The sequence below is a fragment of the Pseudomonas viridiflava genome (assembly GCF_003702045.1).
GTDB classification, from domain to species: domain Bacteria; phylum Pseudomonadota; class Gammaproteobacteria; order Pseudomonadales; family Pseudomonadaceae; genus Aquipseudomonas; species Aquipseudomonas viridiflava_C.
Genome location: NZ_RBTP01000066.1, coordinates 156,238 through 182,208, shown reverse-complemented (window position 1 = coordinate 182,208; position 25,971 = coordinate 156,238). Strand labels below are relative to the sequence as shown.

The following is a 25,971-nucleotide window of genomic DNA, read 5'->3' as shown; positions in this document are numbered from 1 at the left end:
CTGCCCATGAAGTGCATCAGCGTCGTCCGGCTGTAACGGACCTGATGACTGTGACCGGATGAACCGCTGTTGATTCACCCGATGTTGATGGTCGGTAATTCTGATCAGTGACGGCGCTCGACGATATAGCGGGCCAGCTCGCGCAAAGGCGTTGCGGTGTCGCCAAACGCCTGTAGTGCAGTCAGCGCCTGATCGCGCAGTTCCAAGGCGTAAGCCTTTGCCGCTTCAAGCCCCAGCAACGCGGGGTAAGTCGGCTTGTCGCGTGCGATGTCGGCACCCTGACGTTTGCCAAGAGTGGCGGTGTCACTTTCCACATCGAGTATGTCGTCCTGCACCTGAAAGGCCAGCCCGACCGCTCGTGCATACACTTGAAGTGCATCAAGTTGTTTCTGATCGGCACGGCCACTCGCCAATGCTCCCAGTCGAACACTGGCTTCGATCAGCGCGCCGGTCTTGTGGCGATGCATGTATTCCAGCGCCGCCTGGTCCAGCTTCAAACCCACCGAACCCAGATCAATGGCCTGACCACCCACCATGCCTGCGGGGCCTGCAGCGGCTGCCAGGGTGCTGGCCATTTGCAGGCGAATCTCTGCGTCACGCGACGTCAGGTGCGGGGCGAGCAGGGCGGTGAACGCCAGGCTTTGCAAGCCATCGCCCGCCAGAATCGCGCAGGCTTCGTCGAACGCCTTGTGCGTCGTGGGCTGGCCACGGCGCAGATCGTCGTCATCCATCGCAGGCAGGTCATCATGCACCAGCGAATACGCATGAATCAGCTCGACCGCGCAGGCTGCACCATTGGCATCTTCGGCGACACCCCCCAAGGCTTCGCACGCCGCGTAGGCCAACAAAGGGCGCACGCGCTTGCCACCATTCATCACGCTGTAGCGCATGGCCTCGTAGAGACGGGTCAATTCAGGGCTGGGGGCTTGAAACAGACCTTCAAGGGCCGCGTTGACGCGGGCCTGGCTTTGCGCTTGATAGCTCGCAATCATTCAGGCAGTTCCGCATCGTCGAAGGGCTCTTCGGCCAGTTCACCGTCGCGCTCCAGCAGCACTTGAACCTTTTGTTCGGCAGCGGTCAGCGCGCTCTGACAATCACGTGTCAGGCGTACGCCTTGTTCGAAAGCGGTGAGAGAGTCTTCCAGCGACAACTCGCCATTCTCCAGCCGCTCTACCAGCGTTTGCAGATCAGCGAGAGACTGTTCGAAATCCAGTGCAGCTTTCTTGCGGGCCATGAGGGCATTTCCGGTAGAGATTAAACCGGGCGACACTAGCAGAGCGACGCCCGCGGGGCAAATGACGGCGAGCTGTCCGGCAACCCTATGACAGCACACGGCGTATCAGACTAGCTGGCCTGATTCAGGCTGCAGCAAAACCTGACCGCAGGTCGGCAATCAGATCGTCGGGGTTTTCCAGGCCGATTTGCAGGCGCAGCATCGGGCCGTAGCCTCTATCAGGCCCATGCTGTTCAATCTCGGTGATCAGGCTTTCAAAACCGCCCCACGAATAACCGATCCCGAACAGCTTCAAGGCACCGACGAAGCGGTCCAGCACCTGACGGTCATCGGTCTTGAATTCGAAACTGAGCAACCCGTTACAGCCATGAAAGTCCCGCTTCCAGAGGGCATGCCCCGGATCACCCGGCAACGCTGGATACAGCACCCGCGCCACCTGGGGTTGCTCGAGCAGCCACTGCGCGATCTGCATGGCGTGACGCTCATGCATTGCCATACGTGCCGCCAGACTGCGAGCGCCGCGCAGCACCAGATACGCGTCATCCGGGCTGACCGTGTTGCCGACCGCCGTGTTCATGCTTTTGAGGGTTTTCCAGTGGGCTTCGGTCACGCTGACGCTGCCCATCATCACGTCCGAATGCCCGGCGACGTACTTGGTCAGCGCCATCAGGGAGATGTCCGCACCTAGCTCCAGCGGCTTGAACAACACCCCCGAGCCCCACGAGTTATCCACAGCAAGCAGCAGATTTTTCGCTTTGCACAGGCGCGAGAGCGCAGGCAGGTCGCACATGTCGAAGGTCAGCGAACCTGGCACCTCGGCGTAAATCATGCGGGTGTTGGGCTTGATCAGGGATTCGATGTTGCTGCCATCCGCAGCGTAGTAATCGAATTCGATATTGAATGCGTTCAGCATCGTGTGGGCCAGACGACGCACCGGTCCGTAGACCGACTCTGTCATCAGCACATGATCGCCTGGACGCAAAAACGACTGAAACATCTGCGCCACGGCCGCCAGCCCTGTCGGGTACAGACAGGTGCCGTGGGCGCTTTCCAGTTCACTGATCAGATCCTGCAATGCAAACGCGGTCGGATTGCCATTGGCACCGTAGGTCAACGAACGCTCAGGCCCGACCGTTCGCACCTCCGCCTCGCGCAAGCTGGCCAGACTGTCGAACAGAACCGTACTGATGCGCACGACCGGCGGATTGACCGACAACCCCGGACCGCTGCCCGCACTGCGGCCGCGTTGCGACAGGGCGGTGTGGGCGCGAGGGTCTTTGTCGTGCGGCATGTGCAACTCCAGATGGCAGATCAACAGCGCATAAGGTTAAGCGATGTTGGCCATCGTGTCGGCACTGATGTGAGGCCGTTTGCAGCATCACGTCAGCGCCGCATAACGCCTTACTTGTCCAGATCGGACGCCTGATGCCGCTCGGGAACCTGCTCCGATTCTTCGCCCCACGTGCGATTGACCTTCTTGCCACGAATCACGGCAGGCCGTGCGGCGATCTCTTCGGTCCAGCGAATCAGGTTCGGGTATTCATGCACCGACAGGAACTCCGCTGCCGAATACACCTTGTTCTGCACCAGCGCGCCATACCACGGCCAAACGGCGATATCGGCGATGGTGTAGGTGTCGCCTCCCAAATAACGGCTCTCTCCGAGACGACGGTTTAGCACGTCCAACTGACGCTTGGCTTCCATCGCGAAACGATTGATCGGGTATTCCAGCTTTTCCGGGGCGTAGGCATAAAAATGCCCAAACCCGCCGCCCAGATAAGGCGCAGCGCCCATCTGCCAGAACAGCCAGTTCAACGTCTCGGTGCGCCCGGCCGGATCGGCAGGCAGGAAGCTGGAAAACTTTTCCGCGAGGTACAACAAAATCGACCCCGACTCAAACACCCGTACTGGCGTGTCGTGACTGCGATCCAGCAGCGCAGGGATCTTCGAGTTCGGATTGACCCCGACAAACCCGCTGGAGAATTGATCACCGTCGGAAATCTTAATCAACCATGCGTCGTACTCCGCCCCGCTGTGCCCTAACTCCAGCAACTCCTCCAGCATGATCGTGACCTTCACCCCGTTCGGCGTGGCCAGCGAATAGAGCTGCAATGGGTGCTTGCCGACCGGCAGTTCCTTGTCATGCGTAGGGCCGGCGGTGGGGCGGTTGATGCTGGCAAAGGTGCCGCCAGACGCGGCTTCGTGCTGCCAGACCTTGGGTGGGGTGTAGGGAATGTCAGTCATATGGAAGGCCTCAGTAATGGGTGTGGAATCGTTGAACGCTGAAGGTATGAGTTGAAAACCGTGTCAGGCGTTCGATTCCAGATTTCAGTCTGCAAGGGCGCGTTTCTGCAAGGGCAAACTGTTGTGCAGCGGCTTGCTGCACAAATCGCGGATGTCGTCGTTTTATTTATTGATGAGCAGTGTCGAATACAGGCTGTTGCCGATTTTATGACGTCAAATAAGTGATGCCATTATGATGGCATTTCTGTATTCTCGCCGCGCCCTTCTGCGCGACGCCACTACCCGCTATTACAGTCAGGTTCTACCACGCACGGAAGCTTGTCCAATACGCTGTTAAAGGAATGAACTGTGATCCCTGTTCTCCGCAAAACCCTGCTCGCCCTCTCGGTGGCCGCGTACGCTATGCCCGCATTCGCCGAAACCGTTCAACTGACCAGTGCCGGCTTCAAAAGCCAGGGCCAGACTCACACTGGCAACCTCGACATGGGCGGAAGTTATAGTGGGAGCGGTTTGCAGACTGTCGTCGGTCTCAACGGTTCGAGAGTCGACAAGGACCTGATTCTCAATGCTGCAATCACCAGCGGCGGCGGCGAAGGGGCCAAGGGCGTCAGCGTAGAGGGCGGCAAGATCGTCGGCACCTTCTTCAATCGCGGCCAGATCGATGTCTCCGGCAAGGGCGCGACGGGTGTTGACCTGACCACCAGCAGCTCGGGCGCTTTTGCAGAGCTTGGCTATTTCAACAACCAGGGCACCATTGTCGCTACAGGCGAGAACGCGCAAGGTGTGCGGATCGACGGCGCCAGCTTCACCGGCCACACCACGCACCTGACCAACAACGGGACGATACGCGGGCAGGGTACTGCCATCGCGATCGGTAATACCCGCTTCAATCTGCCGGGCGCCCAGCCGTGGTTCCTTGAAAGAGGCGACTTCAATATCTTCAACAATGGCTCGATCATTTCTGCCGACAAGGCCATCGACGCCTCAGCAAGCAATCGCCCGGTCGAACTGATCCTGCGCAAGGGCAGTGTCGTTGTCGGCAACCTGATAGACCTGAGTAATATTGAGCTGGAAGGTGACACGTCCTTCACAGCGACCAATACCAGCACTGACGGCTATAACATCCGTCTGAAAAAGGATGGTTTGATCCTCGTTGGCGATACGGGCAGCCCGGCGACCACCTTTACTCTGGAAGCTCCGCACACCAGCATCAATGGCGGCATTTACGTCGCAGGCAATGCTGCGCTGGCCCTGAATCTCAGCAGTGCCACGAATGTAAACACTGCCGTATTGAAAGTCACCGACGCCGCTCAGTTCGAACAGGGTGCCCAGATTAAGCTGGCCGCCAAGGGTGAGGATTTCAACGCCGCAGGCACCACCTACAAACTGCTCGAAGCAGGCCGAATTGATCTGCTTGATAAAGAGGGCGTGAAGGTCGATCCGAACGGCAAGCTTGATGTCGTCAGCACATCGGCGCTGCTCAACGTCGACAGCTACACCGTCAGCGGCACTCAAGTGGTGGCTGTGGTGACGGCGAAAGGCAAGGAACAGGTTGCCCAGATCGTCACGGACAATGGTGGTTCGACCAACAGCCAGAAAACGCTGGTCAACCTCATCGATGACAGCATCATCGGCAACATGAACGATAGCGATCCGTTCAAGCAAGCCTTGCTGAACGCTGATGAAGCTCAGGTTGCCAAGCTGGCTTCGCAACTGACACCGGAAATCAACGGCGGCGCGACCCGCGCTGCGACTACCAGCCAGAGCCTGATCAGTGGCGTTACCGGCAGTCGCACCAGCTCGATACGTGGCGCGTCTTCGGGCGAGGGCTTCAAGGACGCTGGCGTGTGGGTCCAGTCCCTCTACAGCGACGCCACTCAAGGCCAACGCGACGGCGTGGCGGGCTATAACGCTTACAGCCACGGCGTTGCGGTCGGTGCGGACGGCAAGCTGAATGAAAATCTGACCCTGGGTCTGGCGTACAGCTTCATCAATACCGACGTGAATGGCAAAAGCGGCAACAAGACCGAAGTCGATAGCCATGCGTTCACCCTGTACAGCGGTTTCGAGCTGGGCAACTACTTTGTCGATTCCAGCCTGACCTACGGCCTCAACGACAACCAGGGCAAACGCAGCATCGCTGGCACTCGCGCCAAGTCGGACTATGACAGCGACCTGTTGGGGCTGAATGTGGTGGGCGGCTACACCTACCATGTCACCCCGCAAACCCTGATCGAGCCACGATTGGCTACGCGTTACAGCCAGGTGAACATCGACGGCTATCGTGAGAAAAACTCATCGGCGGCGTTGAAGGTCGAAGACCAGCGCTATGAAGCCATCGAGCTGGGCGCGGGTGTACGCGTGGCGGGCAGCTTCGCTCTCGGCGCCGGCACGCTGGAGCCGCAAGCCAAACTGATGGCGTATCACGATTTCGCCGCCGACGAGGCCAAAAGCACATCGACCTTCCTGCTCGGCAGCACACCGTTCGTGACCAGCGGTGCCAAGGCAGTGCGTGACAGCTACGAGGCAGGCATCGGCGCGGACTACAAGCTGGGCGCGATCACCCTCGGTCTGAATTACGACTACATCGGCAAGTCGGATTTCGATGCCGACGTATTCTCGGCAAAAGTGCGTTACGACTTCTGATGACGAACTCCCGTCCCGGTCCTGGTCGCTGGGGCGTTTTCCTTCAGGCTTTGATGGCGCTGCTGATCAGCGCCCTCATGGCAGGCTGCCAATCGCCGCGTCAGGCATTGCAACAACTGGCTGACGAGCACGGACGGCAGCTGCAAATTATGCCCGGCCAACCGTTCGCGTTGGCTGTGCTGCTGCCGAACCATGTCCCGCCTGCGAGCCGTCTGCGCGTTTACCTCGAAGGCGACGGGTATGCCTGGGCCACTGCGACTCAACCCAGCCTCGACCCCAGTCCCCGAAAACTTTTGGTGCCGCGCCTGGCAATCGAAGACCCGACACCGAATGTTTACCTCGCAAGGCCTTGCCAGTTCGTCACCTCACCAACCTGCACAGCAGCGCTCTGGACAGATCGGCGTTTCTCGCAGGAAGTCGTCACCAACCTCAGCCAGGCACTCGACCTTCTGAAGCAGCGTTACGGCAATCAGTCGTTCGAATTGATCGGCTACTCAGGCGGAGCAGCCCTGGCATTGTTGCTGGCGGCTCAGCGTGATGACGTGACACAGGTCCAGACACTCGCAGGCAATCTCAGTCCGCGGCTATGGGCACACACTCAACATCTGTCACCCCTTACAGGCTCGCTTGATCCTCTGGATTATCAACGTCGGTTGGCCGGCATCCCTCAGCGGCATTTTTCAGGGACTCTGGATGAAGTCGTTCCGACTGTGCTGGCGCAGGTGTATCGCGAGCGGTTGCGAAGTGGTGTGTGTGATCGGTTGGTCGTGGTTGAGGGCGTGAGTCATGAGGCCGGATGGGACGGGGTCTGGAGGCTATGGAGGGACCGGGATCTGGAGGGGGCTGGAGCGTGTGCGGATTAGCGGCTGACGTCTCGCGGCCTTCAGTGGGAGCTGGCGTTAACCTGCGTACCTTGAGCGTTCAGATGGTTGCCTAGCGCATAGACAGTGCAAGCGGGTCCATCGCCAATAAGATCCTTTTGACAGTACTCTATTGCCTTGGCAGCGGCATCCTCTTGAGTTCGCTCACCCTTACTCCAGCCCCAGGTACCTTTGCCATTGGTTGCAAACGCTTTCTCGTACGACTGGTTTTGCGCATACGCACGTAAAGCGTTCTTTCCTGCAGCACTCAGTTCTGTGGGTGCGGGAAGATCGGTTGCAGGGAGTGCCACGATTTCCAGAGAGGCAAGCTGTTGTTTGTTCAGAAACTCGGCGACGGTATTCCACCACGTTTGTTCAGGCGCCCATTCCATAAAGACATGGCCGTTTTTCCCGAATGACGGGGCCTCCTGAAACTCGCCAATGCCTCCTGCAGAGAGATAGGTGTCAAACATCTCTCTGCTCAGCGGCAGAGGAAACACCTCGTCATTGATGGCGTAAAACCAGAGTGTCGGCACATGGGATCGCCTGCCAAAGCTTGCGATGGATGTTAACAGGTGCTCTTTGTCGCAAACCCCACCCGACTCGATCGCGCCGCGACCACCATCGAAGTTGATGATCGCTTGCACGCCCGGAGGATTTTCGGCACCGGCAGCCAATACCGCGAACCCTCCGGCAGATTGCCCCATCATGATGGCTTCATCAGGCGAAGACCACGGTTCAAGTCGAATGGCTTGCAAGGCGGCGATGAGATCGTCAGCTGCTAGTTTACCGGACCTCGCATGGTCGGGGTGCTCACAGGTTCCACCCCGGTATTCAGTGACGCCTGAAGACTTTCCATATCCTTGGCGCATCACCACAACGGAAGCGTAACCGTGACGAGCAAACGCGATTGCCGCCATTGAATAACGGTTGGGGCTGATGGCGCGATCAATCTGATTACCATCGGTGCCATGAGTGATCAACGCCACCGGCCAGCGTCCTGGCTTGTCTGGACGCGTGACAAGCGTATCCAGCGTCGCCGTTTGCCCGTCAGGCAGGCTGATATTCAGGACAAGAGGCTCTCTGATCAGGCCGTCAATCTGCTCATTGACCTCAGACGTTTGCGTCCAGCCGAACGTTGTCCAGCCAAGCAGGAAGAACAGCAGTGTCCAGACGAAAGACGATTTTTTGAGCGCCATTTAGTGAGCCTCTTGAGTGCTTTCAAGTATTGACGTTTAAAGGTCAGGACAATGCTTAGGCTGACAGGCGCTGCATGTGCTTTGAGTCAGCCTTACCTGCAAAAGACCTGTTTGTCAGACGTGTCACGCTCAAGCATGCAGTGGCTTGGACCGAAGCTCGACGCCGGATTTGCTCCAGAAACCTGTCGATTGCATGTAAGTCATTCACATTGATGTTCAGGTGAACAGCTTGTTGCACCGCGACAAACGCATAAATGTCTGCAACCGTGAAGTCATCGCCCAGCAACCACTGCGCCTTGGAAAGCTGATCATCCAGCCATTCATAAGGGCCGCGCAGCCATTGACGATAGTAAGCGGCAGTCGCTGCATCAATACGCGGATCCAGTAAAAAACTGTTGGCTTTATGCATTTCGGTCGCAATGAAGTTCAGGGTTTCCAGCAGGCGAATACGCGCAAGCGTTCCATGCGCCGGAGCGAGCGTCAGGTGGGGTGCCTGGTCGGCAATACAGGTCAGGATGACCGCCAGCTCGCTGATTCGCTCACTGCCTTGCAACTCAAGCAGCGGGACATAACCCTTGGGATTGATTCCATGAAAGTCAGTGCCGTCCAGCAGCGACTGATTGCAGAGATCGACCTCGACCAATCTGAACGCAAGCCCCGTTTCATGCAGCGCAATCTGCGCCGCCAGCGAGTAGGTGTCGGGTGAGTAATAAAGCGTCATCATCAGTCGTTACCCGCCGTTGTCAGGATCTGCGCTTGGAAATCGTTTCCCTGTGATCTGAGCATGGCGGGGTGTCAGTTTCTGGCACCAGGGTCTGGGCCGTTTCCGGAGGCGGTGTGTGGGTGGCGCAGCGGAGGTAACCAAGTGATATCCGTTTCGGACAGATAAGACTGGCTTTACAGCAGACATTAAAAAGCCGGCTTGTGGTCGGCTTTTCCAGCGTCCAATAAAGTCCGGGCTCGTCTACGTGTATCGAGGGATGAGCCCTTGTACATTGGGTTTAACGCTATCTAGTGTCTACTGCTTGCCAGTGCCCGCCAACATCATCTACCGTTCCGGGTATGGGCCTGAGTATGGGCTGTAGTTTTGGTGGGGATATGGTCAAGCTGACAGTGAAGGGAATCGCCGGGTTGTTGAAGTCTGGTAAACGAGGCTACGCCGGTGACGGAGGAAACCTGTATTTCAAATACAGGGCGGATGGCAAAGGCAGCTGGATTTTTCGCTACAAGTGGAATGGAAAGTCCCGTGATATGGGGCTGGGCGCTTACCCAGACATCAGCCTGTCTGACGCCCGTACAGATGCCCTAGGGGCTCGCCGGATGTTGAATTCGGGCGTGGACCCTCTTTCGGAGCGAGAAGCCGCTCGCGAAGCTCAGAGAGCTTTAGAACTAGCTGCTGAGGCCAGGCGTCACTCATTCAAAAGCCTCGCCCTTGAGTACCACAAAGCTCATAGCGGCAAGCACTCTGAGAAGTGGCGAAAGGGTTGGGTGCGAAAAATGGAAAAATATGCGTTTCCGTTAATCGGGGACCTTCCTGCTGAGGCAGTTGACGTTGGTCATGTGCAGAAGATTTTGAACCCCATATGGGGGGAGAAAACTCGCACGGCGGACGAGGTTCGCGGGCAGATCGAACAGGTGTTGGACGCGGCAAAAGCACGCGGATTACGTGTGGGTGAAAATCCGGCCCGTTGGCGAGGTAACTTGGAGCACCTCCTTTCTAGGGATGCGAAGAAGGCGGCCCGAAAACGCCAGCATTTTACTGCCCTGAAGTGGTCAGAGTTGCCTGGATTGATGGCGAATCTGCGAGGGGATGAAACGCTCGCGTCGTTTGCGGCTCAGTTACTTATTTTGACGGGTTCCCGCGCGCATATGGTCCGGTTTGCACGTTGGGTGGAGTTCGATTTTGACTCGAAGATCTGGCTGCTGTCGGCTGAGCGCATGAAGGCGCGGAAGGCCTTTGTCATCCCTCTCTCCGAACAGGTAATAGGCATCCTAGCCAAGATCCCACGAGTCGAAGGGTGCCCATTCCTGTTTCCAGGGCGAGGGAAGAGTGGGGTTATGCATGCAAATGCGGTGCGCAACCTCCTACATGGCTTAGGACACGCTGATATTACCCGTCACGGATTTAGATCAACGTTCCGGGACTGGGCTGCGGAAAATACACAACACACTCGCGAGGTTTGTGAGATGGCGCTTGCACACGACGAGCGTGATCAAACTGAAGGGGCATATTCTCGTACTGACTTTCTCGAAAAGCGCCGGCCACTGATGCAGGAATGGGCGGATTATGCACTGGCCTCGAATTCTTCAGACCAAGTGCGGTAGGCTCCGGCGCACATAATTTTTCGTTGAGGTAACGCGGTATGCGGGCAGATTTAATAGGTTTGGAGTGGCTTACCTCTGAGCAGGCACTGCTTTTGTTGAAAGATCAGGCAGGGGCCCAGCTTTCGGAGAACGATTTGCTGATCCAGTGCGAAGCTGGCCGCTGCCACGTATACGCCAATGTGGATAGCTGGAAGGGCACATGCCCTGAAGGGCTCAGAGATGAGCTGGGTGAGTGGTTCTTCACTGTCTGTGGCATTGGCAGAGGTCAAATACTTAATCCCCGAGCTTTAATTGAGGCGAGGGGGAAAAGCGAAATACAGCTGCACATCATCGGTGCCGTGCAGCAGACCGAGCAGGCAGAGGCTGAGAGGTACGAGAGCGTTGATTGGCTTGCGGTTCTGCCCCCTGAGCACTGCCACCCGATCTTTATGCAGTCGGAGATCGCGGCGCTAGCGCAAATGCTTAGTGGCGCCACCCCACCTCCAGACCGGACCAAACCGTCACACCTGCTCACTATTGCTGTGCTTCTTGAGTTGCTAAAAGAGAAGGGCCGGCCCGTGTACAACCAGGACGCCATCGTTCGTGAGATCAATGGACGTTATGGTGAGGAGTCAGACCAGCCTGTGCTAGGTCTAGGCTCAAGCAACATAAAGGACATATTCGCAGAGGCCAACAAAGCAATGCCGGGCGCGAAGCGCAAGAAACCGAGATCGTAATTGCAATAGAAAGAATCGTGATTGCACTGACTTCCTTGGCGCTGGCGGATTGAATGGCTTCCATCACTCCACAACGCACCAAGGAACTCCACGATGCAAAACACTACTTCAAATCGTTCGCTCCCGGCCCCCTCCGGCTATTCAGGCCGTCGCATACTCAGACTGCCAAATGTCGAGCTTCTAACCGGCTTCAAACGCGCCCACATTTACAGTCTCATGACTCAAGGACGATTTCCGAAATCCGTTCGTCTGGGCACGAGGGCTGTCGGCTGGGACTCTACTGCTATCGAAAAATGGGTCGAAGATCGCATCTCCGGTGACGCTACTTACCGTTCCAATGCAGTAGGAGAAGGCCTATGACCATGCTCGCCTATTTCCTTGTTGGTGCTGATGGCCAAGAGGCCAAGCCTCAGCTTGGAGCGATTGAGCAGGCGCACGAGGTGGGTCATTGGTTCGCCGATATGGCGTCCAGCAGATCGACCCCAACCCTAGAGCGGTCCGGCTTCGGTCAGCTACACCGGCTTGCAAAAAAAGGGGATGTCATGGTCGTTTCGTCGCTCGACTGCTTAGGCGCAAGCGTCACAGAATTGATTGAGGTTTTCCAGGCGCTCAATGAGAAGGGTGTAGCGGTGATCTCAACCCAAGAAAACCTCCATTTGTCTGTCTACCAAGAAACGGCAGATTAAGCGCTGTTAGGAAAGCTCTGACGTGCGAGGTGTGCTTCGAGCGAACCAGCTAACAAATTGTCATGAAAGTCACTGGCTCAAAGGGTGTGCCTTTTTAGCCAGTGAAACCGGATTGATGTACCCCCCGAAAACGTTGGTCGGTGAGATGGCTCAGAAGTGTTGTTTTATTCTGAGCTATTCCGTATATTCTGAGCCATACTTTTGAGCCAGATAGCGGTGAGTTCCCATGACAGTCCTAGCCTATGTTCGAGTCAGCACCGAAGACCAGAGCACGAACGCTCAGCGTCACGCGATCACTGAACGGCACAACGTCGGTAAATGGTTTGAGGATCAAGCTGTCAGCGGCGCAACGAAAGCCCTGGAGCGCCCAAGTTTCGCAGAGTTGTTCAAATACGCACGAGAGGGCGACACCCTCGTCGTCGCTGCAATTGACCGCCTGGGACGCGATACCTTGGACTTACTCACGACAGTTCAAGCGCTAGAGGGGAAAGGTGTGGCAGTAGTTTCACTACGAGAAGGTTTTGATCTGTCAACGCCCATCGGAAAAGCGATGCTTACGATGTTGGGTGCGGTCGCTGAACTTGAGCGATCAAACATAAAAGCCCGTCAGTTGGCTGGTATTACACGAGCGAAGGCCACAGGGCAGAAACTGGGCGCTCCGAAGCGTATCGATGACGAGGCTGTTCGGACCTGGCGCGAGGCCAACAAGGCAACGATTCAGGAGACGGCTACACAATTTTCAATATCGATTGCGGCAGTGAAGCGGGCGTGCGCCAGCAAATCTTCGGCGACCGCTAGGGTGGAGGGAGCGTAATTATGTCAGGTAAGCAGAAGACTCCAGATCAAGAAACACAAGTAGTGGTGCTCAGAGAAGCCGGTTGGACCGTATCAGCAATCGCTGACCGGCTCGCCATAAGCGTCAGCACGGTGCAGCGTCTCTTGAAGAAGCATCATGTGGTTGCTGGCGCCGGGACTCAGGCCCTGATCGAAAAGGCCAGAGAGGAGCTATTAACTGCTGCGTTCTCGTTGGAGGCGGTTCAGCAGACAGCAGCGTCATTAGTTGCCGACGAGCTGGCGCTGGTCCGGCAGATCCGACAAAAGATAGCAAGTTCGGTTGAGAATCTCGATCCGACGAACCCCATAGCCTTCCGTGGGCTCGCTGCGGCCTCGACGGCATTGAAACTCACTCAAGAGGTTACTCGTCGCGCGTTGCCTGTCGACAAGCTCGGTCAGGCGATGGAAATCGAGGAGCTACCGGAGCTTCGGATCCGGATCATGACGGAGGATGATGTTGCAGAGATGCGGATGCAGCAGCGCATCGAAGAAGCTGAGCGAAATGGAGATCTTCAGAGCCTCAACGATGAGCATGAAAACTTGCGATGGATGGCATCCAGACGACTGGCACAGTTGAGTCGCGGAGATGACGACATCGTGATCGAGGGCGATGACTCAATTATGACCGGAACCTGACCGGTCAGTGTCAACCCCTTAGAACACAGTGTAAGCATCGACCACAATGGCTGTTCTGCCGGTATGGTCATTTTGAAAATCGGACCCAAGACTCGGAGCGTCGAGCCGTGAACGAATACGAGCAGCGTTTTCCCTATGTCCCCAAAGAGGTAGGGGCTGGAGTAAATGCAAAAATTGCACGGCGAAGGACGAGCTCAAAAAGCCTGGCAACCGTAGGGCAGGCAAGAGTTCTCGCCAGTCTCGGCGCAGGCATGGAAAAACGGCTAGTAGCTATTAGTCAGTTAGATCCTCAACTAGATCAGCAAGACATCAAGCGTTTCCAAAAGATCGACACCCACGTCCGGGGCATAGCGAGGAGCTATCTCTCGACGACTAGGCTTCCGAACTGGTCCAAAATTCTCGAAAAGGATATCAAGCAGTTCTTCCGGCTTCGTGAGTTGCTGAGCCAGCCCGACGCCTACACCATGACTGCCCGACTGGGGCACGACGTCGCAGAAGCCGCTCTGAACTCTCCTCGAGGCCCTGCTGACTACCTCGCCGCACTTATCAGTAGGCAGCTAAAGGCACTCGGCATCAAAGCCGAATTGGTCTTCAATCTCGAGTTCATACATGGCGCGCTCAGAGAGAACCATCCGATGCATATCCATGGTGCTTTGCGTATCCCGGAGGGCCGGATTGCAGAGGTCATGGAGGCCCTCCGTAAGGCTCTGGCATCGTATTACCGATCCAGGTGGAACAACGTAGCGGTGAAACTCGAAAAACCCCAACAGGGCGATTTCTGGCCGTGCTACTGCGTGAAGGAATCCGGCGTGACTGTCGAAATTCTGTCCCGACGCGGGGTCGGGATCAGTTCGCCTTCTTACTCAAGTAGGTCTCAAACGCAGCAGGCATTGAAGTTCTACAATCAGATCGACGGGTGGCTCAACTCGAATCCTTGTAGCTGAACAGCCGGTTCGTGATACGTACTGATATCTACCCACGCACTCACGCCTGCTGCATATAGGATCGGTAGGTCGATGCCAGTACCTAAGGCCGCCTGCTCTAGCGTGACTATAGGGCCGGATCATGCGGCCATACTGGAAATACGACCATTAGTAGCCTGATAGGGCAGAGGCGACCTTATCAGGGCCGACAGCGACGTTGGCGGGACGAGGCCAAACAAGCTTAGCTGCCTTCAGCAGGGCGCGAGAACGCCGAGCTATCGCGGCCTCATCCCAAGCAACGCATGCAGGATGCTGGAAGTACGTGTTGATCAGAAGGGCACTTTGCCCCAGCTTAGCGCGCTTTCCAGACATTTTAGAAACACCATCGTCCGCCCCAACATACGGCCCATTGCTTACGACGGAATTGAGTGGCTGCGTCAGTAGCGTCAGATTGCCAAAACCGTGCAACTCTGCCTGCCGAATATGCTGCATTGACTCATCAACTTGATAGCTGGGTACGTTTCTCCAGCTCTGAGGCATGACGTGCTCGACGGTTAGATCGCACTGCGGAGGAACATGATTGCTCGCCTGCTGAGCTCCTCTACCTCCATACTCCAATGCTCGGAGAATGCCGCAAGTTTTTGCGGGCCGAAGTGTTAGATATGCCTGGCACGAGCGCCAGCACTCTTCAAACTTATCATCGTCCGGCCAGATCTCACTGGTGCTGGTGGCAGCAAGAAGGATCTGTCGGAGAGCTTCATGAGGCTGAAGTGGGTCTGCTGTTATCGCTTGCACAACGCGGAGAAAAAAATGGCCGTAACTTTTGCTACTTAATCCGCATATTGCTCTCCTTGTCAGATATGACGCTAGGTCTGCTAAAGCTTGCTTTAGTTGCAAACTATCCGGCTCCAGACGTTCGCGAAGAGCAAGATAGACTGGCCCCACCGTGCCGACATCAAGGGATTTGATCAGTCTTGCGAACTCGGCCACATATCCGGTTCCAGATGGTGAAACAAGCTCTTGAAAATGCTTGCTCGCGCGGACGATCCGACCGAGCTCATCTGAAAGGGTCCGTGGCTGACCTTTTTGCCACCATGCTTTGAAGGCTTGGAACACGTGGCTTGTGAGAACGCTTTCCCCACTGCGAAGGATCGTATAGTTGTAGAAGAATAGATCCAGACGTGGCGAGGCGAGACGTCCCAACCGTTCCTTTTCTCTCCAGTATGCATTCGCTCCGTTTGATTTGCCGTCGCCCGCAATATCAAAGGGGCTCCAGTACTTTGAATACAGCTCTTGAACAGGCTGGATCTGCCGCGCCGCCTCAAGGAAAACAAAGTTTCGAATCAGATCGGATGCCAGCAGGGGTTCCCCGCGAGCGTTCAGAGTCTCGAAAATGACCTGAGGATCGTCGTCAGATTCCAGGGTCAAGGTCATTATCTGAACCTGGTCCTGTAACGCCATGTACAGGGCTTCCGCCCGCGCGGGGTCCAATGGAAGCGCATCTGCTAGCATCGGGACTTCGTTACTGCGACGTATGCTTCCGATAAGCGCACCGTTATAAGTGCTTCCGTTACCTCCTGGAATCTCGTCGTTTAAGTCAACCCCACGCATGAAGCTTAAGCAGGCGTGATAAAGGTACAGGAAGGTCTGGATCATCAACGGTCGGTCGATTTTTCTCCGGCCGTCTTTCGCAGGATAGCGTGCGCAGAGCCCATCGATCGTTTCTTCCGGGTCATATAGCTGTCGTATTTCATCTTGGCCAGCCTGCGTTGGCCAAACCTTGTAATAGTCCTCATCTCGCGAGTACGCGCCTCGATTCCGAACGAGATACTCCAACATTTTAGGTATTGGACTATTGGGCAGGCTCAATGAAGCCTGTCGGAGCGCTAGCAGCAGCAATTGCAATGTGGTGGAGCGTTGCTGACCATCAATTACCTCAAACGCACCCACTCGCCCGAAGGTGCTCGGCACAGGCGTCATCACTATTGAACCCAAAAAATGCTTAGGAGCAGGCTTGAGGGTCTGCGAAGGGGTAGTGACCGGGGCGGCCTGTCTAGACAGTACTGCCTCAGCTTGATCATGGATATCTGTCCAGAGTGGACCAACTTGTTTCTCAAGGGTCCACACATATCCGCGCTGGAAAATGGGAATTTGATACTGGAAATCAGAGTTGAATAGGCCGATGACTGTCGTTTTGCTGGGTTGCATGCGATGTCCTTATATTCCCGAAATTCCTTCAGCTCAGCCAGCACCTGCCATGCACCGACTTAAGGTGCTCGTGGAGGGTTTTCAGATGGCTGCTAAAGCCTGGTGCGACGGATCCTAACATCATAGCGCCATGCTGCTCGAAAATTGCTAGCGAAGCTCTGGCGGGTTCACGGTAGCGGCTAGGTCAAGCGCATGGAGCACGGTATTCGCCGGTGATAAAGGTAGGGGGGCGGCCGTTTTTGAAGGGCTTTAGAGCATTACAAATGTCGTTGGGCTATCAGGTCGTGGGTGCGGTCGTCACACAGGCGCCGAATGGCCTGCCGATTCGCCCTTCTTCGGATCACTTCCACTTACAGGCTGCCTGCAAAGGCACGATAGCTTGGCGAAGACCTGAAACAGGAAAAGTGACCGTAACCGGTGATTCGTTGTAAGGGGTGATACGGACGATTACCTGCTGAGCATCCAGAAGATGCTTCACCACGGGAACAGCATACTGGCCGCTCCACTGCCCCAAGGCTTTGTTGTCTGTGGAGGATGAAAAGCTATAGGTCCGGGCCTTTTTATTGTCGACCCTATAGGTGACCTGACCGTAGTCCTCGGTATCAGCAAGAAAATTTCCCGCTAGCACGAAGTACAGCGATGTCTTTCCTTCAGAGCACCGAATGTAAAGATCCGCTGTATCTCTGCCGCCGTATTGCTTGGATACCATCTCTTTGGATGTCGTGTGAAGAACGACGGTCTTGCTATCGTCAATCTTGGAGACAGCCTCTCGTATTTCCCAGTTGGACGCCTGAGTTGTCGTCGACGCCGGACGAAATTTCATGTCGTAGCATTCGAGCCGCTTGCTGTCTTCGGTGAGGGAGCTGCAATCGTCGGCGGCATAACCCGTTGACCGAATCGTTGCTAACAAAATTGCTGATAAGACTCGCATGATGTCCCTTTCATGAATCCAGCTAGCCCGCCTGAGAGAGCCCTCAGGAGTCCTGCGAAGGTACCTCAATTTGGAGACCGCAGGGTCATTGGCATGACCCGGTTTTTAGGAAATGCTCGATTTCATCGACGAAATCGCTTTGAGGCGTGTAGCTCTGGTCTCTGATCGCGACGATGACTGAATCCCCATCCTTCTTGCCATAGGCTCCATCCCAAATGTAGCTGTGACCAATGAAGTGCTCCCCGAAGTACACGACGAAGCCATCGCCATTTTCATAGAGTTGACTCGAGTGTATCGGCGGGCAGCCAGGGCCTTGCATTTCGTGCGCAAGCGACTGGTACACCTCGCGAACGGAACCGTTTGCCGTGACAGTTCTGCTCACTGGAGACGAGTCAATACCTCGCTGGGTTAAGCCATAGCTACACCCTGTCAAAAGCAGCATGGCAGCGACCAGTCCTGATATTTTCAGATGCTTTGCTTCAACAATCGACCGCATATTCAGTCCCCCGGCCACGGTCAGTTCGCAACGACTTTGGTTGTCATGGTGCAGTTCGAAGGAGCTTTGAACCATGGGTTATCTGACTGGCAAAACTCGAAAGGCGTCATGGCTCGTCCGCCAGCGGTAAACGACCCAGTGGGTGTACGCTCACGAATGTCTTGCGGCTCCACGAGTCCTGAACAGATCTTTTCAGAAGCTAACACCGCCCCCTTACCGCCGGCTGATCGAACACTGTACACATCGGCGTCGTAGTCCCTGGCAACCTCTATCACCACGCACGAACTGTCCTTTTTCACGCCGTTGTTCATGAATTCACAGCGTGTGCTGCCATTCATTTTTGTCGAACAGTCTGCTTTAACCTCAGCAAGCGTTGGGGCTGAGAGCATTACGGATGTGGCAAAAATCAACGTTTTTTTCAGCACGGAGAGATCCTTTTCGGCTATCGATAGATGCGTCGCCTTATACATTCGGGCGAAACGGCCCCGGATGATACCTAAAAACCTGTTTTGGGATAATCCCAGAAGGGGTTTATTTAATCCGCCAGTCCTTTTTTGGCGGCGCACCTTGAAATCCATCCACTCCGAACCGTACCAGCGGCTGCTTGCATTACTGATCGAGCATCGCAAGCAGGCAAGCATTACGCAGCAACAGCTCTCTAAGGCGCTCAGCCGGCCTCAGTCGTTCGTTTCGAAGTATGAGCGAGGAGAGCGTCGTCTCGACGTCATAGAGTTCCTTGAGGTCTGTAGGCACCTTGACGCTGATGCAGCCCAAATCCTCAAAATAGTAGAGCTGCGTTACTTGGATGAGGTGCGAGGAGGGGGCCTTTAGTGCACAGCACTGCGGCAGATCAACGTTCACATTGCGCTGGCGTGGAACGCTGGCCGAATGCGCTCACGAGGCTATAGTGGGTGAGCAGCATTTATCTAACCGCAAGGAGGCTCATATGAAAATCGCAAGCGTACATGTCGTGAATTTCCGCTCAATTGAAGAAGCCACTCTCGAATTCACTGATTTCAACATTCTGATAGGTCAAAATAATACAGGGAAGACTAACTTTTTTGAGGCGCTTGACTGGTTCTATACAGGCTCAGGCTTATCGCAGGATATGAGGTTTCAGCGAGATCCAAATCGAGAAATCATTGTAAGTGTCGAGTTCTATGGAGCACAGCACGGCGCTGAAAATATGATCAACGAGGGCAATAGGACCAAAATCCAAAATGTACTCAAAGGGTCTGACGTTATCAAGGTGACTCGTCGAAGCAGCGATCCAAAAAAGAGAGTTGTAAGCATCGGTGGTGAGGCGATAAAGAATCCAACTGGATTTGACACTGCGCTCAATGACTTTTTACCAAAATTTGAATATATCCATACAAGGCAATATTTCGAAGACTTTACGAAGTACAACCAAAAGAGTGCGGTGGGGATTATGCTTTCTTCAGTGATTGAAGAGATCTTAAATGATGATCCCAAGTATCGGGCGTTTAGAAATACCTTTGAAGATTTGTTTAATTCGGAAGACTCTGCCGTGAGTGGTCATTTCAGGGCTCTTGGCGAGTCCGTGAAGATTCACTTGGAAAAACAGTTTTCCGAATGTTCAAAAGTTTATTTTGAAGTGCTTTCGCCTGAGTTTAACGATCTGCTGAAAAAATTTGAGACAGTGGTTGATGATGGGATCGAAACATATGCGAGCGAGAAAGGCGATGGGATGCAGAGAGCACTCATGCTTGCAATCATACAAGCGTACGCGGAGTACAGGAAAGCAAGAGAAGACGCAGGAAAGTCGTTTTTATTTTTTATTGATGAAGCTGAGCTTCATTTGCATCCGACTGCTCAGAGGAAGCTTAAGGACGTCCTTCTGGAACTCAGTACGCAACTCGATCAGGTTTTTATAAGTACGCACTCGTCGGTGTTTGTCGCAGATACAAGTGAGGGTGAGAGCGTTTTCAAAACTGAGAAAAATGATTGCCGAACTGAGATATTCCGTACCGATGAAGCAGATAAGCCTTACATAATTTATGAGCTGCTTGGGGGTAGCCCGGCAGATTTGCTGCTTCCGCGTAACTTCTTGATTGTAGAAGGGCCTAGTGAATTCGAATTGCTAACCCGGGTTATAAAAAGGCATTACCGCGATAAGCCGCCGATTCAGATAATTTCAGCAGAGGGCGATACCCACCAAGCTAAGCGCTCTATAAATGCGATCTCAAAGGCGTACTCGCCAATGGGGACCAGCATATATGGAAACAAGGTCATCATTCTTTGTGACAGACCAACCGCTAAAGCCCAAGCTGGGTTTGACCAGTTCATTGCGGCCAACGCAGATCTTACGGAGCGTAACCAAATCATTGTTCTTCCTCATGGTAGCCTGGAAGAGTGTTATCCGTCACCCTGGAAAAAGACCGAAGCCGAAACAAAGGACTTATCCGGCTATCAGAAAAAACAAATGTCAAAGCTTGTGGGCGACGAGATTAGCCGAGAATCATTCGAGGGGGAAATGAATGTTCTGTATGAGGCTCTAACATTGGTCTGGCAAAATTCATTTTGAGGGCGCGATGCTAGTTGGTAAAAGCGAGGGCGGCGGCTCGCCGCCTCTTTTAAAGACTAACTTTCCCTACGCCGTGAACGGATTGCATCTGGTTATCGTTAGGCATGGCGTCAGTCGTCGCGAAGATTATAGATAGCTAGGTCTGAAGCTTTTATATCGCTTGCAGGTACAAGGCGGTAATGCTTTTCTTCCACCACCTTTACCTCTCCATCTTGAATGGTAAGTTCAAACATCGCGATACGCTCATCGCTCATGAACTGTGCAGAAACAGCACGGCATAGCAGGTCGGGATATTTCGCTCTTGAGAAGGCTATATCCTGATGCGTTTGAACAACCCCATGTTTGTCCGACCCACCTTTAGCTTGCACAGGTATTACATACTGGCGGCCGTGGCGGTCCACTCCGACGTAAACCTCGTCAATTTCGAGCTGACCGATACCTTTGAGATTGGTGCGTAGGTGGTTTTGTAAGGAGTACGCCGTGACCCCTAAAAAAATATCAATCAACCTGTTATACCGGACCTTTGCAAGTAGCGCCTGTTCATCACTCAAAGCGTACGCAGTAATAATCTCTGGTGTCGAGTCTGGAATTTTTACCGTTATCAGGTTTTCGTTAGGGATGATCCGACTTAGTTTAGCTAGGCGAAATCGATAAAGGGCTTGGCCGCCCCCTTCGATAATCCACTCAAGCCCGCCCTCCGCAGTCTCGAGAATACGACTTGGTAGATCATACCGATACCTGAACGAATAGATAAGATCGCCAATGTTCTTTGGCAATTCTATTTCTAGCTTCTGGGCGACCTGCACGATCTCATCTCGAGCAAACTGAAACTCTCTATCGCCTGGTTTGTAGTGGGCGAAAAAGATACTTTCAATGATCGCGGAATAACGGTTGGCCTTCCGAGCTACCTTGACGTCAGACATCTAGCACTTCCAGCAACACGTTCTTATCTACAGTTTTTCGGGTGCGCTGCGCGATAGTGTCATGAGGCACCTCAAAATATAGGGCTGCCCGACTCATATCTAAATTAAGCTGCTTAGGATTACCGAGCTGTAGAGACTCTAGTGGCTTGCTCGGTGTCAACCCCAGCGCCGCGATGATTGAGCTAGCTACCGCTCTCCCCAAGAGTGGAGGAACACTGTTGCCAATCTGACGGAATCCATGCCATTTAGTCGCATGAAAACGGAACCAGTCCGGAAAAGAGTGCAAGCGCGCCGCCTCTCTAACCGTGATCACCCTTGGCAGGTTAGGATGAATAGGTCTGGGCGAGGTAAAAGCTCCACGCGCGCTGTCGGTGCCAGCACGAAGAGTATTGCAGAGGCCGTCCATTGGCAGCTTTCGAAAACGACTGATTTCCTCGGTTTTTCCAGGCTCGGTGGCGAGGAAACGGCTCTGCGAGAGAGGAGTGTGCTCTGTACGGGCACTTGAAGTAAGCAAATTTCTTGCATATTGCCGTTCGTAACCAAAGTCTTGGTTGTCCAACTCCAGACCTCTTAATCGGCGTGCGTAGGTCGCTTTAGTATTCCACCGCACTTCAACTTGATCGCTGTCACGTAACACATCAAACGCATTAGCATCAGGCAGATCTGCGATGGCCTCCGCTACAGTCACGCGTTCAGCCAATGGCTCTGGGTACGTTGGGGTGTTAAGCCCCCGGCGCGTTCCGAGGAGAAAAAGGCGTTTTCGATCTTGAGGAACCCCGTAATCCGCAGCATTAAGTACCTTATAGGGCAGGGTGACGTCATAGCCTGCTTCTGCTAGGGCCGCAATCAGCTCTTTTAGAAACTCGGCATGCTTACCAAGGGTTAGGCCCTTCACGTTTTCAAATACGCAATATTTAGGTTGCAGCTCTTCGACGATACGAACGTAGTGAAAAACGAGTTGATTACGAGAATCGTCCAGCGCACGTTTGCCTATCATGGAGAAACCCTGGCAGGGAGCCCCGCCAAACACCACATCGATATCGCTCGAACCTATCCCTGCCCGTTGCCGGATTTCCTCTCCGCTAAGGTCGGTGACGCTTGCGCAGATCGTCGCGCATTTGGGGAAGTTAAATTCGTGAGTAGCACAGTGGATAGGGTCGATTTCCACTGCCGCCGCGACGTCGAAACCGGCTTGCTCGAAGCCCAGAGACAAGCCGCCAGCTCCAGCAAAAAGGTCTATGCCTATGGGGCGTTTGTTAGTCGCTTTGTATGAATTCATTTAACCTACTCATCATCGTTTCGATTTCTTTCAGCTCGCATCCCCACACGGTAAGCACTCGCCAACCGATGGTTTGAAGCTTTTCGATATTTTCGGCATCTCGCTCACGATTACGGTCGATTTTCGCCTGCCAGAATGCGATGCGAGATTTTGGAAGACGGCCGTATCGACAGCCTGAGTGACCATGCCAAAAGCAGCCGTTGACAAAAATAACCTTTTTTCGACCATGAAAGACAAGGTCAGGTGTGCCCGGCAAGGTCTTGCAGTGCAGACGATACCGGTAACCCATAGAAAAGACCAAGCGTCTTACGACGAGCTCGGGTTTGGTATTTTTGGAGCCCACCTGGCTCATGAGCCGGCTTCGGCGTTCGGGAGTAAGCCTATCCATAGCGGCAGTTTAACAGACGCTACCTTAGGTATGACCTGGTTGTGGGCTGTAATATGGGCTGGGCATGCCGCCCTAAAAATATCCAATAAAATCAATAGTTAATGGATTTAAAAAGCCGGCTTGTGGCCGGCTTCTCGTGGGCAATTTTGGTTTATTTTTGGTAAACCGCAATCGCCTGCAAAAGGTGCATTCGCAGGGAATGCTAATGAGGAAGCAGGGCAGATGCGTCATCTGCCGTGCTGTGGCATCGTCGCTGGGCGGTGATGCTTTGGATGGCGGGTAGCATACTGATGTTTGCCGCCGATGCCCAGTCTTGATGTGTCATCACGCCTGTGTCAGAGCAGCAGCATGGCGTTGCGGCGGCTGTTGAGGGTGGACCACCAGAAGATCCAGCCGAGGATGCGGATGCGTTCGTCTTCGATGTCTTCGGCGCTGAAGATTTCGTCAGGGTATTCGGCGTCGTTGTGGCTGCGCAGGCGCAGGCCGCCGTTGGGCAGGCGGTAGAGGTAGCGTACGCGCAGGATGCCGCCGTGCTCCAGTGCGTAGATTTCGCCGTCGATGACTTGGGTCAGTTCGCGGTCAACACCCAGGATCGAGCCGTCCTGAATTTTGTCGGCCATGCTGCTGCCGACCATGGCGACGCACAGGCAGTTTTTGGGGTCGATGCCCATTGTTTGTAGAACGTGCAGGGGCAGGCGGATTTTTTGTCCGGGCGCTTCGGCCAGTACGGTTTTGCTGACGCCATGAGTGGATTCGATTTCCTTGAAGATCTGAATTTCCACGTCTCCACGTAGCATGTTTCTTCCTTGATCCTGATGGACGATCAGTCGAGTGTCGCCGCCGTTGTGTTCATTGGCGGAGTCGGTGGGGTGTTTGGGCCCTTCGCCGGTGCGCAGCCAGCGGGCGTTGACGGTTAATAGTTCAGCCACCTCGTCAATACGCGCCATCGGGACGCCGCGCTTGAACCAGTTATTGACGTGTTGCGGGGTGATCTTGCGGTTGGCAGCAAAATCAGTCGCCGTGAGGTGGCACTCTTTGAGAAGGATGCGGAGTCGATCGCCTGATGTATTCATGGGGCCGAGTTTACTGGCGGGGCCGGAGCGTTTAAATGAACGAGGTGTTGATGTCGGCGTTGTCGCGGGCGGTGTGCGGCGAGCGGTATGACAGACGGGAAGATTGTTGTGTAGGCATGTTCCGTAATCGTCGGATTTTCGCTAAACACGATGGATTTCGTTTAGGCCGGGTACAAGGGGGTTAACGGGATGTTTATCGAAAAGGGTTGCTGAGCGCATTTTTAAACAGGGCGTTCGAAAAAAAGTCAGGTTATGCGGGGAAAGAAACGTGAGGTAGGCGGGCGGGATGACTGAACGTGAGGTGAAACAGGTGTTTGCGAAGGTAATAGCCAAGGCACCTGCAACGCAGGTGCCTCGACAGCAAACCGTTAATCAGCCTTTGAAGGCTGCAACCGATTTGGTGATTTCAGCGCGGGCCGCTTCTGCGTCGCCCCAGCCTTCGATCTTGACCCACTTGCCTTTCTCGAGATCTTTGTAGTTCTCGAAGAAGTGCTTGATCTGCTCAAGCAGCAGGGCTGGCAGGTCGGTGTACTCTTTGACGTCGACGTACAGCTGCGACAGCTTGTCGTGGGGAACAGCGATGACTTTGGCATCGCCGCCGCCGTCGTCGGTCATGTGCAGGATGCCGACCGGACGAGCGCGGATGACCGAACCTGGGGAAACCGGGTAAGGGGTCACGACCAGCACGTCGAGGGGATCGCCGTCATCCGCCAGGGTGTTGGGGATGAAGCCGTAGTTGGCCGGGTAGAACATTGGGGTGGCCATGAAACGATCAACGAACAGGCAGTCGGTGTCTTTGTCGATTTCGTACTTGATCGGCGCGTGGTTGGCCGGGATTTCGATCGCGACGTAGATGTCGTTCGGCAGGTCTTTGCCCGCCGGAATCTTGCTGTAGCTCATTGGGCTTTGCCCCCGTAGTTGACCAGACAGAATTTGACGCGAACCGCCAAAAAGTGGTCCGGATTATAGGCATATTCTGTTTGGGTTGCCATGTATGGGCTTTGCAGCTTCAGTCGGTGTCCTTGTAAGCCGGGTCTTGCGCCAGCAGGACGGTCAGCCGGGCGAGAGGGTCTTGGCGGTAGAAGGCTTTGAGTTGCTCGTAAACGGCGGGGTAGCTGGCGTGCAGCAGGTCAGGGGCGCTGAAGAAGTATTCACTGGTGACGGCGAAGAACTCGGCCGGGTCTTGCGCGGCGTACGGGTCGAGGGCGGTTTCGGCGTCGGGATCCAGGTCGAGCTGGCGATTGAGGTCGTCAAAGGCGCTTTGCATGGCGCTCGCCCAGTCGGTGATGCGCATGTCGCTGTGCAGCGGCGGCAGGCCGTTGGCGTCGCCATTGAGCATGTCGAGCTTGTGCGCCAACTCGTGAATCACCAGGTTGTAGGCGTCCCAGCTGCCGCTCGACACAACGCCCGGCCAGGCCAGAATCACCGGGCCTTGCAGCCAGGCCTCGCCGCTGTGTTCGCCGTCCCATTCGTGCTCGATACCGCTGGCATCGCGATGACGCTGCGGGCTGACGAAGTCGTCAGGGTAGAGAACGATCTCGTGAAAGCCCTGATACCAGTTCAGGTCGCCCAAGTTAAGCAGCGGCAGTTGCGCCTGGGCCGCTAGGATCAGCCGGTGCTCGTCAGTCAGTTCCACACCCGGTAGCGCGGTGAGGTGCTTGTCGTGCAGAAACAGCACGCAGGCATCTCGAAGCTGTGCTTGCTGCTCGGCGCTTAGCCCGTCAAGGATCGGCAGATGCTGGCGAACGGTGTTCCATAATTCGGCGGAAACCGGATTGTTCGCCAGCGTGCGTTGCCTGCGCCAGTTGCGGAACGACCACATGTG

At 54.9% G+C, this 25,971-nt stretch carries 27 protein-coding genes; 11 read left to right on the top strand and 16 right to left on the bottom strand.

Going from position 1 to position 25,971, the window contains the following annotated elements; all coding sequences use genetic code 11:
* Positions 1-104: 104 nt before the first annotated feature.
* The 4 genes from ALP40_RS20565 to yghU form a co-directional block, all read right to left on the bottom strand.
* Positions 105-992, bottom strand: a complete 888-nt coding sequence (locus ALP40_RS20565; RefSeq protein ID WP_122210018.1) for a polyprenyl synthetase family protein — start codon at positions 990-992, stop codon at positions 105-107.
* Positions 989-1,234: an exodeoxyribonuclease VII small subunit gene (locus ALP40_RS20560; RefSeq protein ID WP_004883751.1), complete on the bottom strand. Its 246-nt coding sequence runs from the start codon at positions 1,232-1,234 to the stop codon at positions 989-991. Before ALP40_RS20560 ends, ALP40_RS20565 begins: the two co-directional genes overlap by 4 nt.
* 124 nt (positions 1,235-1,358) lie before the next feature.
* Positions 1,359-2,525: a cystathionine beta-lyase gene (metC, locus tag ALP40_RS20555; RefSeq protein ID WP_122210017.1), complete on the bottom strand. Its 1,167-nt coding sequence runs from the start codon at positions 2,523-2,525 to the stop codon at positions 1,359-1,361.
* 110 nt (positions 2,526-2,635) lie between these two features.
* Complete coding sequence (yghU, locus tag ALP40_RS20550) at positions 2,636-3,478, bottom strand: glutathione-dependent disulfide-bond oxidoreductase (protein ID WP_122210016.1); 843 nt, start codon at positions 3,476-3,478, stop codon at positions 2,636-2,638.
* Positions 3,479-3,880: 402 nt separating this feature from the next.
* Between yghU and ALP40_RS20545 the strand changes: the two genes are divergently transcribed.
* Both ALP40_RS20545 and ALP40_RS20540 read left to right on the top strand, forming a co-directional pair.
* Positions 3,881-6,124, top strand: a complete 2,244-nt coding sequence (locus ALP40_RS20545) for an autotransporter outer membrane beta-barrel domain-containing protein (RefSeq protein ID WP_122210044.1) — start codon at positions 3,881-3,883, stop codon at positions 6,122-6,124.
* Positions 6,124-6,987: an alpha/beta hydrolase gene (locus ALP40_RS20540; RefSeq protein WP_122210015.1), complete on the top strand. Its 864-nt coding sequence runs from the start codon at positions 6,124-6,126 to the stop codon at positions 6,985-6,987. The genes ALP40_RS20545 and ALP40_RS20540 overlap by 1 nt, the downstream gene beginning before the upstream one ends.
* 20 nt (positions 6,988-7,007) lie before the next feature.
* On the opposite strand, the gene ALP40_RS20535 is transcribed toward ALP40_RS20540, so the two are convergent.
* A complete protein-coding gene (locus tag ALP40_RS20535; RefSeq protein ID WP_122210014.1) occupies positions 7,008-8,183 on the bottom strand; it encodes a S9 family peptidase in 1,176 nt (391 codons plus the stop codon).
* 55 nt (positions 8,184-8,238) lie between these two features.
* Positions 8,239-8,907 carry a glutathione S-transferase C-terminal domain-containing protein gene (locus ALP40_RS20530; RefSeq protein ID WP_122210013.1) on the bottom strand — a complete coding sequence of 223 codons (669 nt, stop codon included), beginning with the start codon at positions 8,905-8,907 and terminating at the stop codon, positions 8,239-8,241.
* A 374-nt stretch (positions 8,908-9,281) separates the two neighbouring features.
* Here ALP40_RS20530 and ALP40_RS20525 point away from each other — a divergent pair, with 374 nt between their 5' ends.
* The 7 genes from ALP40_RS20525 (at position 9,282) to ALP40_RS20495 (ending at position 14,324) form a co-directional block, all read left to right on the top strand.
* Positions 9,282-10,508, top strand: a complete 1,227-nt coding sequence (locus ALP40_RS20525; RefSeq protein WP_122210012.1) for a phage integrase central domain-containing protein — start codon at positions 9,282-9,284, stop codon at positions 10,506-10,508.
* A gap of 38 nt (positions 10,509-10,546) precedes the next feature.
* Positions 10,547-11,224 (top strand): hypothetical protein, encoded by a 678-nt coding sequence (locus ALP40_RS20520; protein ID WP_122210011.1) that lies wholly within the window; start codon positions 10,547-10,549, stop codon positions 11,222-11,224.
* Positions 11,225-11,317: 93 nt separating this feature from the next.
* Positions 11,318-11,584 (top strand): AlpA family transcriptional regulator, encoded by a 267-nt coding sequence (locus ALP40_RS20515; protein WP_122210010.1) that lies wholly within the window; start codon positions 11,318-11,320, stop codon positions 11,582-11,584.
* Positions 11,581-11,910, top strand: coding sequence for a recombinase family protein (locus tag ALP40_RS20510; protein WP_122210009.1), 330 nt, complete (start codon positions 11,581-11,583; stop codon positions 11,908-11,910). Before ALP40_RS20515 ends, ALP40_RS20510 begins: the two co-directional genes overlap by 4 nt.
* 226 nt (positions 11,911-12,136) lie before the next feature.
* A complete protein-coding gene (locus ALP40_RS20505; protein WP_122210008.1) occupies positions 12,137-12,724 on the top strand; it encodes a recombinase family protein in 588 nt (195 codons plus the stop codon).
* Positions 12,725-12,726: 2 nt separating this feature from the next.
* Positions 12,727-13,380 carry a helix-turn-helix domain-containing protein gene (locus tag ALP40_RS20500; protein WP_122210007.1) on the top strand — a complete coding sequence of 218 codons (654 nt, stop codon included), beginning with the start codon at positions 12,727-12,729 and terminating at the stop codon, positions 13,378-13,380.
* A gap of 107 nt (positions 13,381-13,487) precedes the next feature.
* Entirely contained in the window at positions 13,488-14,324 is an 837-nt protein-coding gene (locus ALP40_RS20495; RefSeq protein ID WP_147478347.1) for a hypothetical protein, read from the top strand.
* 147 nt (positions 14,325-14,471) lie between these two features.
* Here ALP40_RS20495 and ALP40_RS20490 read toward each other — a convergent pair whose 3' ends face one another.
* From ALP40_RS20490 to ALP40_RS20475, 4 genes are all read right to left on the bottom strand, one after another.
* Entirely contained in the window at positions 14,472-16,511 is a 2,040-nt protein-coding gene (locus ALP40_RS20490) for a DUF262 domain-containing protein (RefSeq protein WP_122210005.1), read from the bottom strand.
* Between the two features lie 340 nt (positions 16,512-16,851).
* The gene (locus tag ALP40_RS20485; RefSeq protein WP_122210004.1) at positions 16,852-17,442 is read right to left on the bottom strand and encodes a type VI secretion system-associated protein TagO; all 591 of its coding nucleotides are present in this window, start codon (positions 17,440-17,442) and stop codon (positions 16,852-16,854) included.
* 85 nt (positions 17,443-17,527) lie between these two features.
* Positions 17,528-17,938, bottom strand: coding sequence for a hypothetical protein (locus ALP40_RS20480; RefSeq protein ID WP_259640737.1), 411 nt, complete (start codon positions 17,936-17,938; stop codon positions 17,528-17,530).
* A gap of 20 nt (positions 17,939-17,958) precedes the next feature.
* The gene (locus ALP40_RS20475) at positions 17,959-18,516 is read right to left on the bottom strand and encodes a hypothetical protein (RefSeq protein WP_259640736.1); all 558 of its coding nucleotides are present in this window, start codon (positions 18,514-18,516) and stop codon (positions 17,959-17,961) included.
* Between ALP40_RS20475 and ALP40_RS20470 the strand changes: the two genes are divergently transcribed.
* Together ALP40_RS20470 and ALP40_RS20465 are read left to right on the top strand one after the other, a co-directional pair.
* Positions 18,506-18,769, top strand: a complete 264-nt coding sequence (locus ALP40_RS20470) for a helix-turn-helix domain-containing protein (RefSeq protein ID WP_122210003.1) — start codon at positions 18,506-18,508, stop codon at positions 18,767-18,769. The two genes, ALP40_RS20475 and ALP40_RS20470, sit on opposite strands and share 11 nt — an antisense overlap.
* Before the next feature lie 115 nt (positions 18,770-18,884).
* Positions 18,885-20,483, top strand: a complete 1,599-nt coding sequence (locus tag ALP40_RS20465; RefSeq protein ID WP_122210002.1) for an ATP-dependent endonuclease — start codon at positions 18,885-18,887, stop codon at positions 20,481-20,483.
* A gap of 110 nt (positions 20,484-20,593) precedes the next feature.
* Here ALP40_RS20465 and ALP40_RS20460 read toward each other — a convergent pair whose 3' ends face one another.
* The 6 genes from ALP40_RS20460 to ALP40_RS20435 all read right to left on the bottom strand — a co-directional run bounded on the left by ALP40_RS20460 (position 20,594) and on the right by ALP40_RS20435 (position 25,968).
* A complete protein-coding gene (locus ALP40_RS20460) occupies positions 20,594-21,406 on the bottom strand; it encodes an endonuclease (protein ID WP_122210001.1) in 813 nt (270 codons plus the stop codon).
* Complete coding sequence (locus ALP40_RS20455) at positions 21,399-22,685, bottom strand: DNA cytosine methyltransferase (RefSeq protein WP_122210000.1); 1,287 nt, start codon at positions 22,683-22,685, stop codon at positions 21,399-21,401. Before ALP40_RS20455 ends, ALP40_RS20460 begins: the two co-directional genes overlap by 8 nt.
* The gene (locus ALP40_RS20450; RefSeq protein WP_122209999.1) at positions 22,663-23,073 is read right to left on the bottom strand and encodes a very short patch repair endonuclease; all 411 of its coding nucleotides are present in this window, start codon (positions 23,071-23,073) and stop codon (positions 22,663-22,665) included. The genes ALP40_RS20455 and ALP40_RS20450 overlap by 23 nt, the downstream gene beginning before the upstream one ends.
* Positions 23,074-23,408: 335 nt before the next feature.
* Complete coding sequence (locus tag ALP40_RS20445) at positions 23,409-24,146, bottom strand: XRE family transcriptional regulator (RefSeq protein ID WP_122209998.1); 738 nt, start codon at positions 24,144-24,146, stop codon at positions 23,409-23,411.
* 372 nt (positions 24,147-24,518) lie between these two features.
* Positions 24,519-25,046 carry an inorganic diphosphatase gene (ppa, locus tag ALP40_RS20440; RefSeq protein WP_004883760.1) on the bottom strand — a complete coding sequence of 176 codons (528 nt, stop codon included), beginning with the start codon at positions 25,044-25,046 and terminating at the stop codon, positions 24,519-24,521.
* A gap of 109 nt (positions 25,047-25,155) precedes the next feature.
* Entirely contained in the window at positions 25,156-25,968 is an 813-nt protein-coding gene (locus ALP40_RS20435; protein WP_122209997.1) for a zinc-dependent peptidase, read from the bottom strand.
* Positions 25,969-25,971: the final 3 nt, after the last annotated feature.

Coding starts and splice junctions, on each gene's coding strand:
- ALP40_RS20565 (WP_122210018.1), bottom strand. CDS start 992: ATGATTGCGAGCTATCAAGCGCAAAGCCAGGCCCGCGTCAACGCGGCC.
- ALP40_RS20560 (WP_004883751.1), bottom strand. CDS start 1,234: ATGGCCCGCAAGAAAGCTGCACTGGATTTCGAACAGTCTCTCGCTGAT.
- metC (WP_122210017.1), bottom strand. CDS start 2,525: ATGCCGCACGACAAAGACCCTCGCGCCCACACCGCCCTGTCGCAACGC.
- yghU (WP_122210016.1), bottom strand. CDS start 3,478: ATGACTGACATTCCCTACACCCCACCCAAGGTCTGGCAGCACGAAGCC.
- ALP40_RS20545 (WP_122210044.1), top strand. CDS start 3,881: ATGCCCGCATTCGCCGAAACCGTTCAACTGACCAGTGCCGGCTTCAAA.
- ALP40_RS20540 (WP_122210015.1), top strand. CDS start 6,124: ATGACGAACTCCCGTCCCGGTCCTGGTCGCTGGGGCGTTTTCCTTCAG.
- ALP40_RS20535 (WP_122210014.1), bottom strand. CDS start 8,183: ATGGCGCTCAAAAAATCGTCTTTCGTCTGGACACTGCTGTTCTTCCTG.
- ALP40_RS20530 (WP_122210013.1), bottom strand. CDS start 8,907: ATGATGACGCTTTATTACTCACCCGACACCTACTCGCTGGCGGCGCAG.
- ALP40_RS20525 (WP_122210012.1), top strand. CDS start 9,282: ATGGTCAAGCTGACAGTGAAGGGAATCGCCGGGTTGTTGAAGTCTGGT.
- ALP40_RS20520 (WP_122210011.1), top strand. CDS start 10,547: ATGCGGGCAGATTTAATAGGTTTGGAGTGGCTTACCTCTGAGCAGGCA.
- ALP40_RS20515 (WP_122210010.1), top strand. CDS start 11,318: ATGCAAAACACTACTTCAAATCGTTCGCTCCCGGCCCCCTCCGGCTAT.
- ALP40_RS20510 (WP_122210009.1), top strand. CDS start 11,581: ATGACCATGCTCGCCTATTTCCTTGTTGGTGCTGATGGCCAAGAGGCC.
- ALP40_RS20505 (WP_122210008.1), top strand. CDS start 12,137: ATGACAGTCCTAGCCTATGTTCGAGTCAGCACCGAAGACCAGAGCACG.
- ALP40_RS20500 (WP_122210007.1), top strand. CDS start 12,727: ATGTCAGGTAAGCAGAAGACTCCAGATCAAGAAACACAAGTAGTGGTG.
- ALP40_RS20490 (WP_122210005.1), bottom strand. CDS start 16,511: ATGCAACCCAGCAAAACGACAGTCATCGGCCTATTCAACTCTGATTTC.
- ALP40_RS20485 (WP_122210004.1), bottom strand. CDS start 17,442: ATGCGAGTCTTATCAGCAATTTTGTTAGCAACGATTCGGTCAACGGGT.
- ALP40_RS20480 (WP_259640737.1), bottom strand. CDS start 17,938: ATGCGGTCGATTGTTGAAGCAAAGCATCTGAAAATATCAGGACTGGTC.
- ALP40_RS20475 (WP_259640736.1), bottom strand. CDS start 18,516: ATGGATTTCAAGGTGCGCCGCCAAAAAAGGACTGGCGGATTAAATAAA.
- ALP40_RS20465 (WP_122210002.1), top strand. CDS start 18,885: ATGAAAATCGCAAGCGTACATGTCGTGAATTTCCGCTCAATTGAAGAA.
- ALP40_RS20460 (WP_122210001.1), bottom strand. CDS start 21,406: ATGTCTGACGTCAAGGTAGCTCGGAAGGCCAACCGTTATTCCGCGATC.
- ALP40_RS20455 (WP_122210000.1), bottom strand. CDS start 22,685: ATGAATTCATACAAAGCGACTAACAAACGCCCCATAGGCATAGACCTT.
- ALP40_RS20450 (WP_122209999.1), bottom strand. CDS start 23,073: ATGGATAGGCTTACTCCCGAACGCCGAAGCCGGCTCATGAGCCAGGTG.
- ALP40_RS20445 (WP_122209998.1), bottom strand. CDS start 24,146: ATGAATACATCAGGCGATCGACTCCGCATCCTTCTCAAAGAGTGCCAC.
- ppa (WP_004883760.1), bottom strand. CDS start 25,046: ATGAGCTACAGCAAGATTCCGGCGGGCAAAGACCTGCCGAACGACATC.
- ALP40_RS20435 (WP_122209997.1), bottom strand. CDS start 25,968: ATGTGGTCGTTCCGCAACTGGCGCAGGCAACGCACGCTGGCGAACAAT.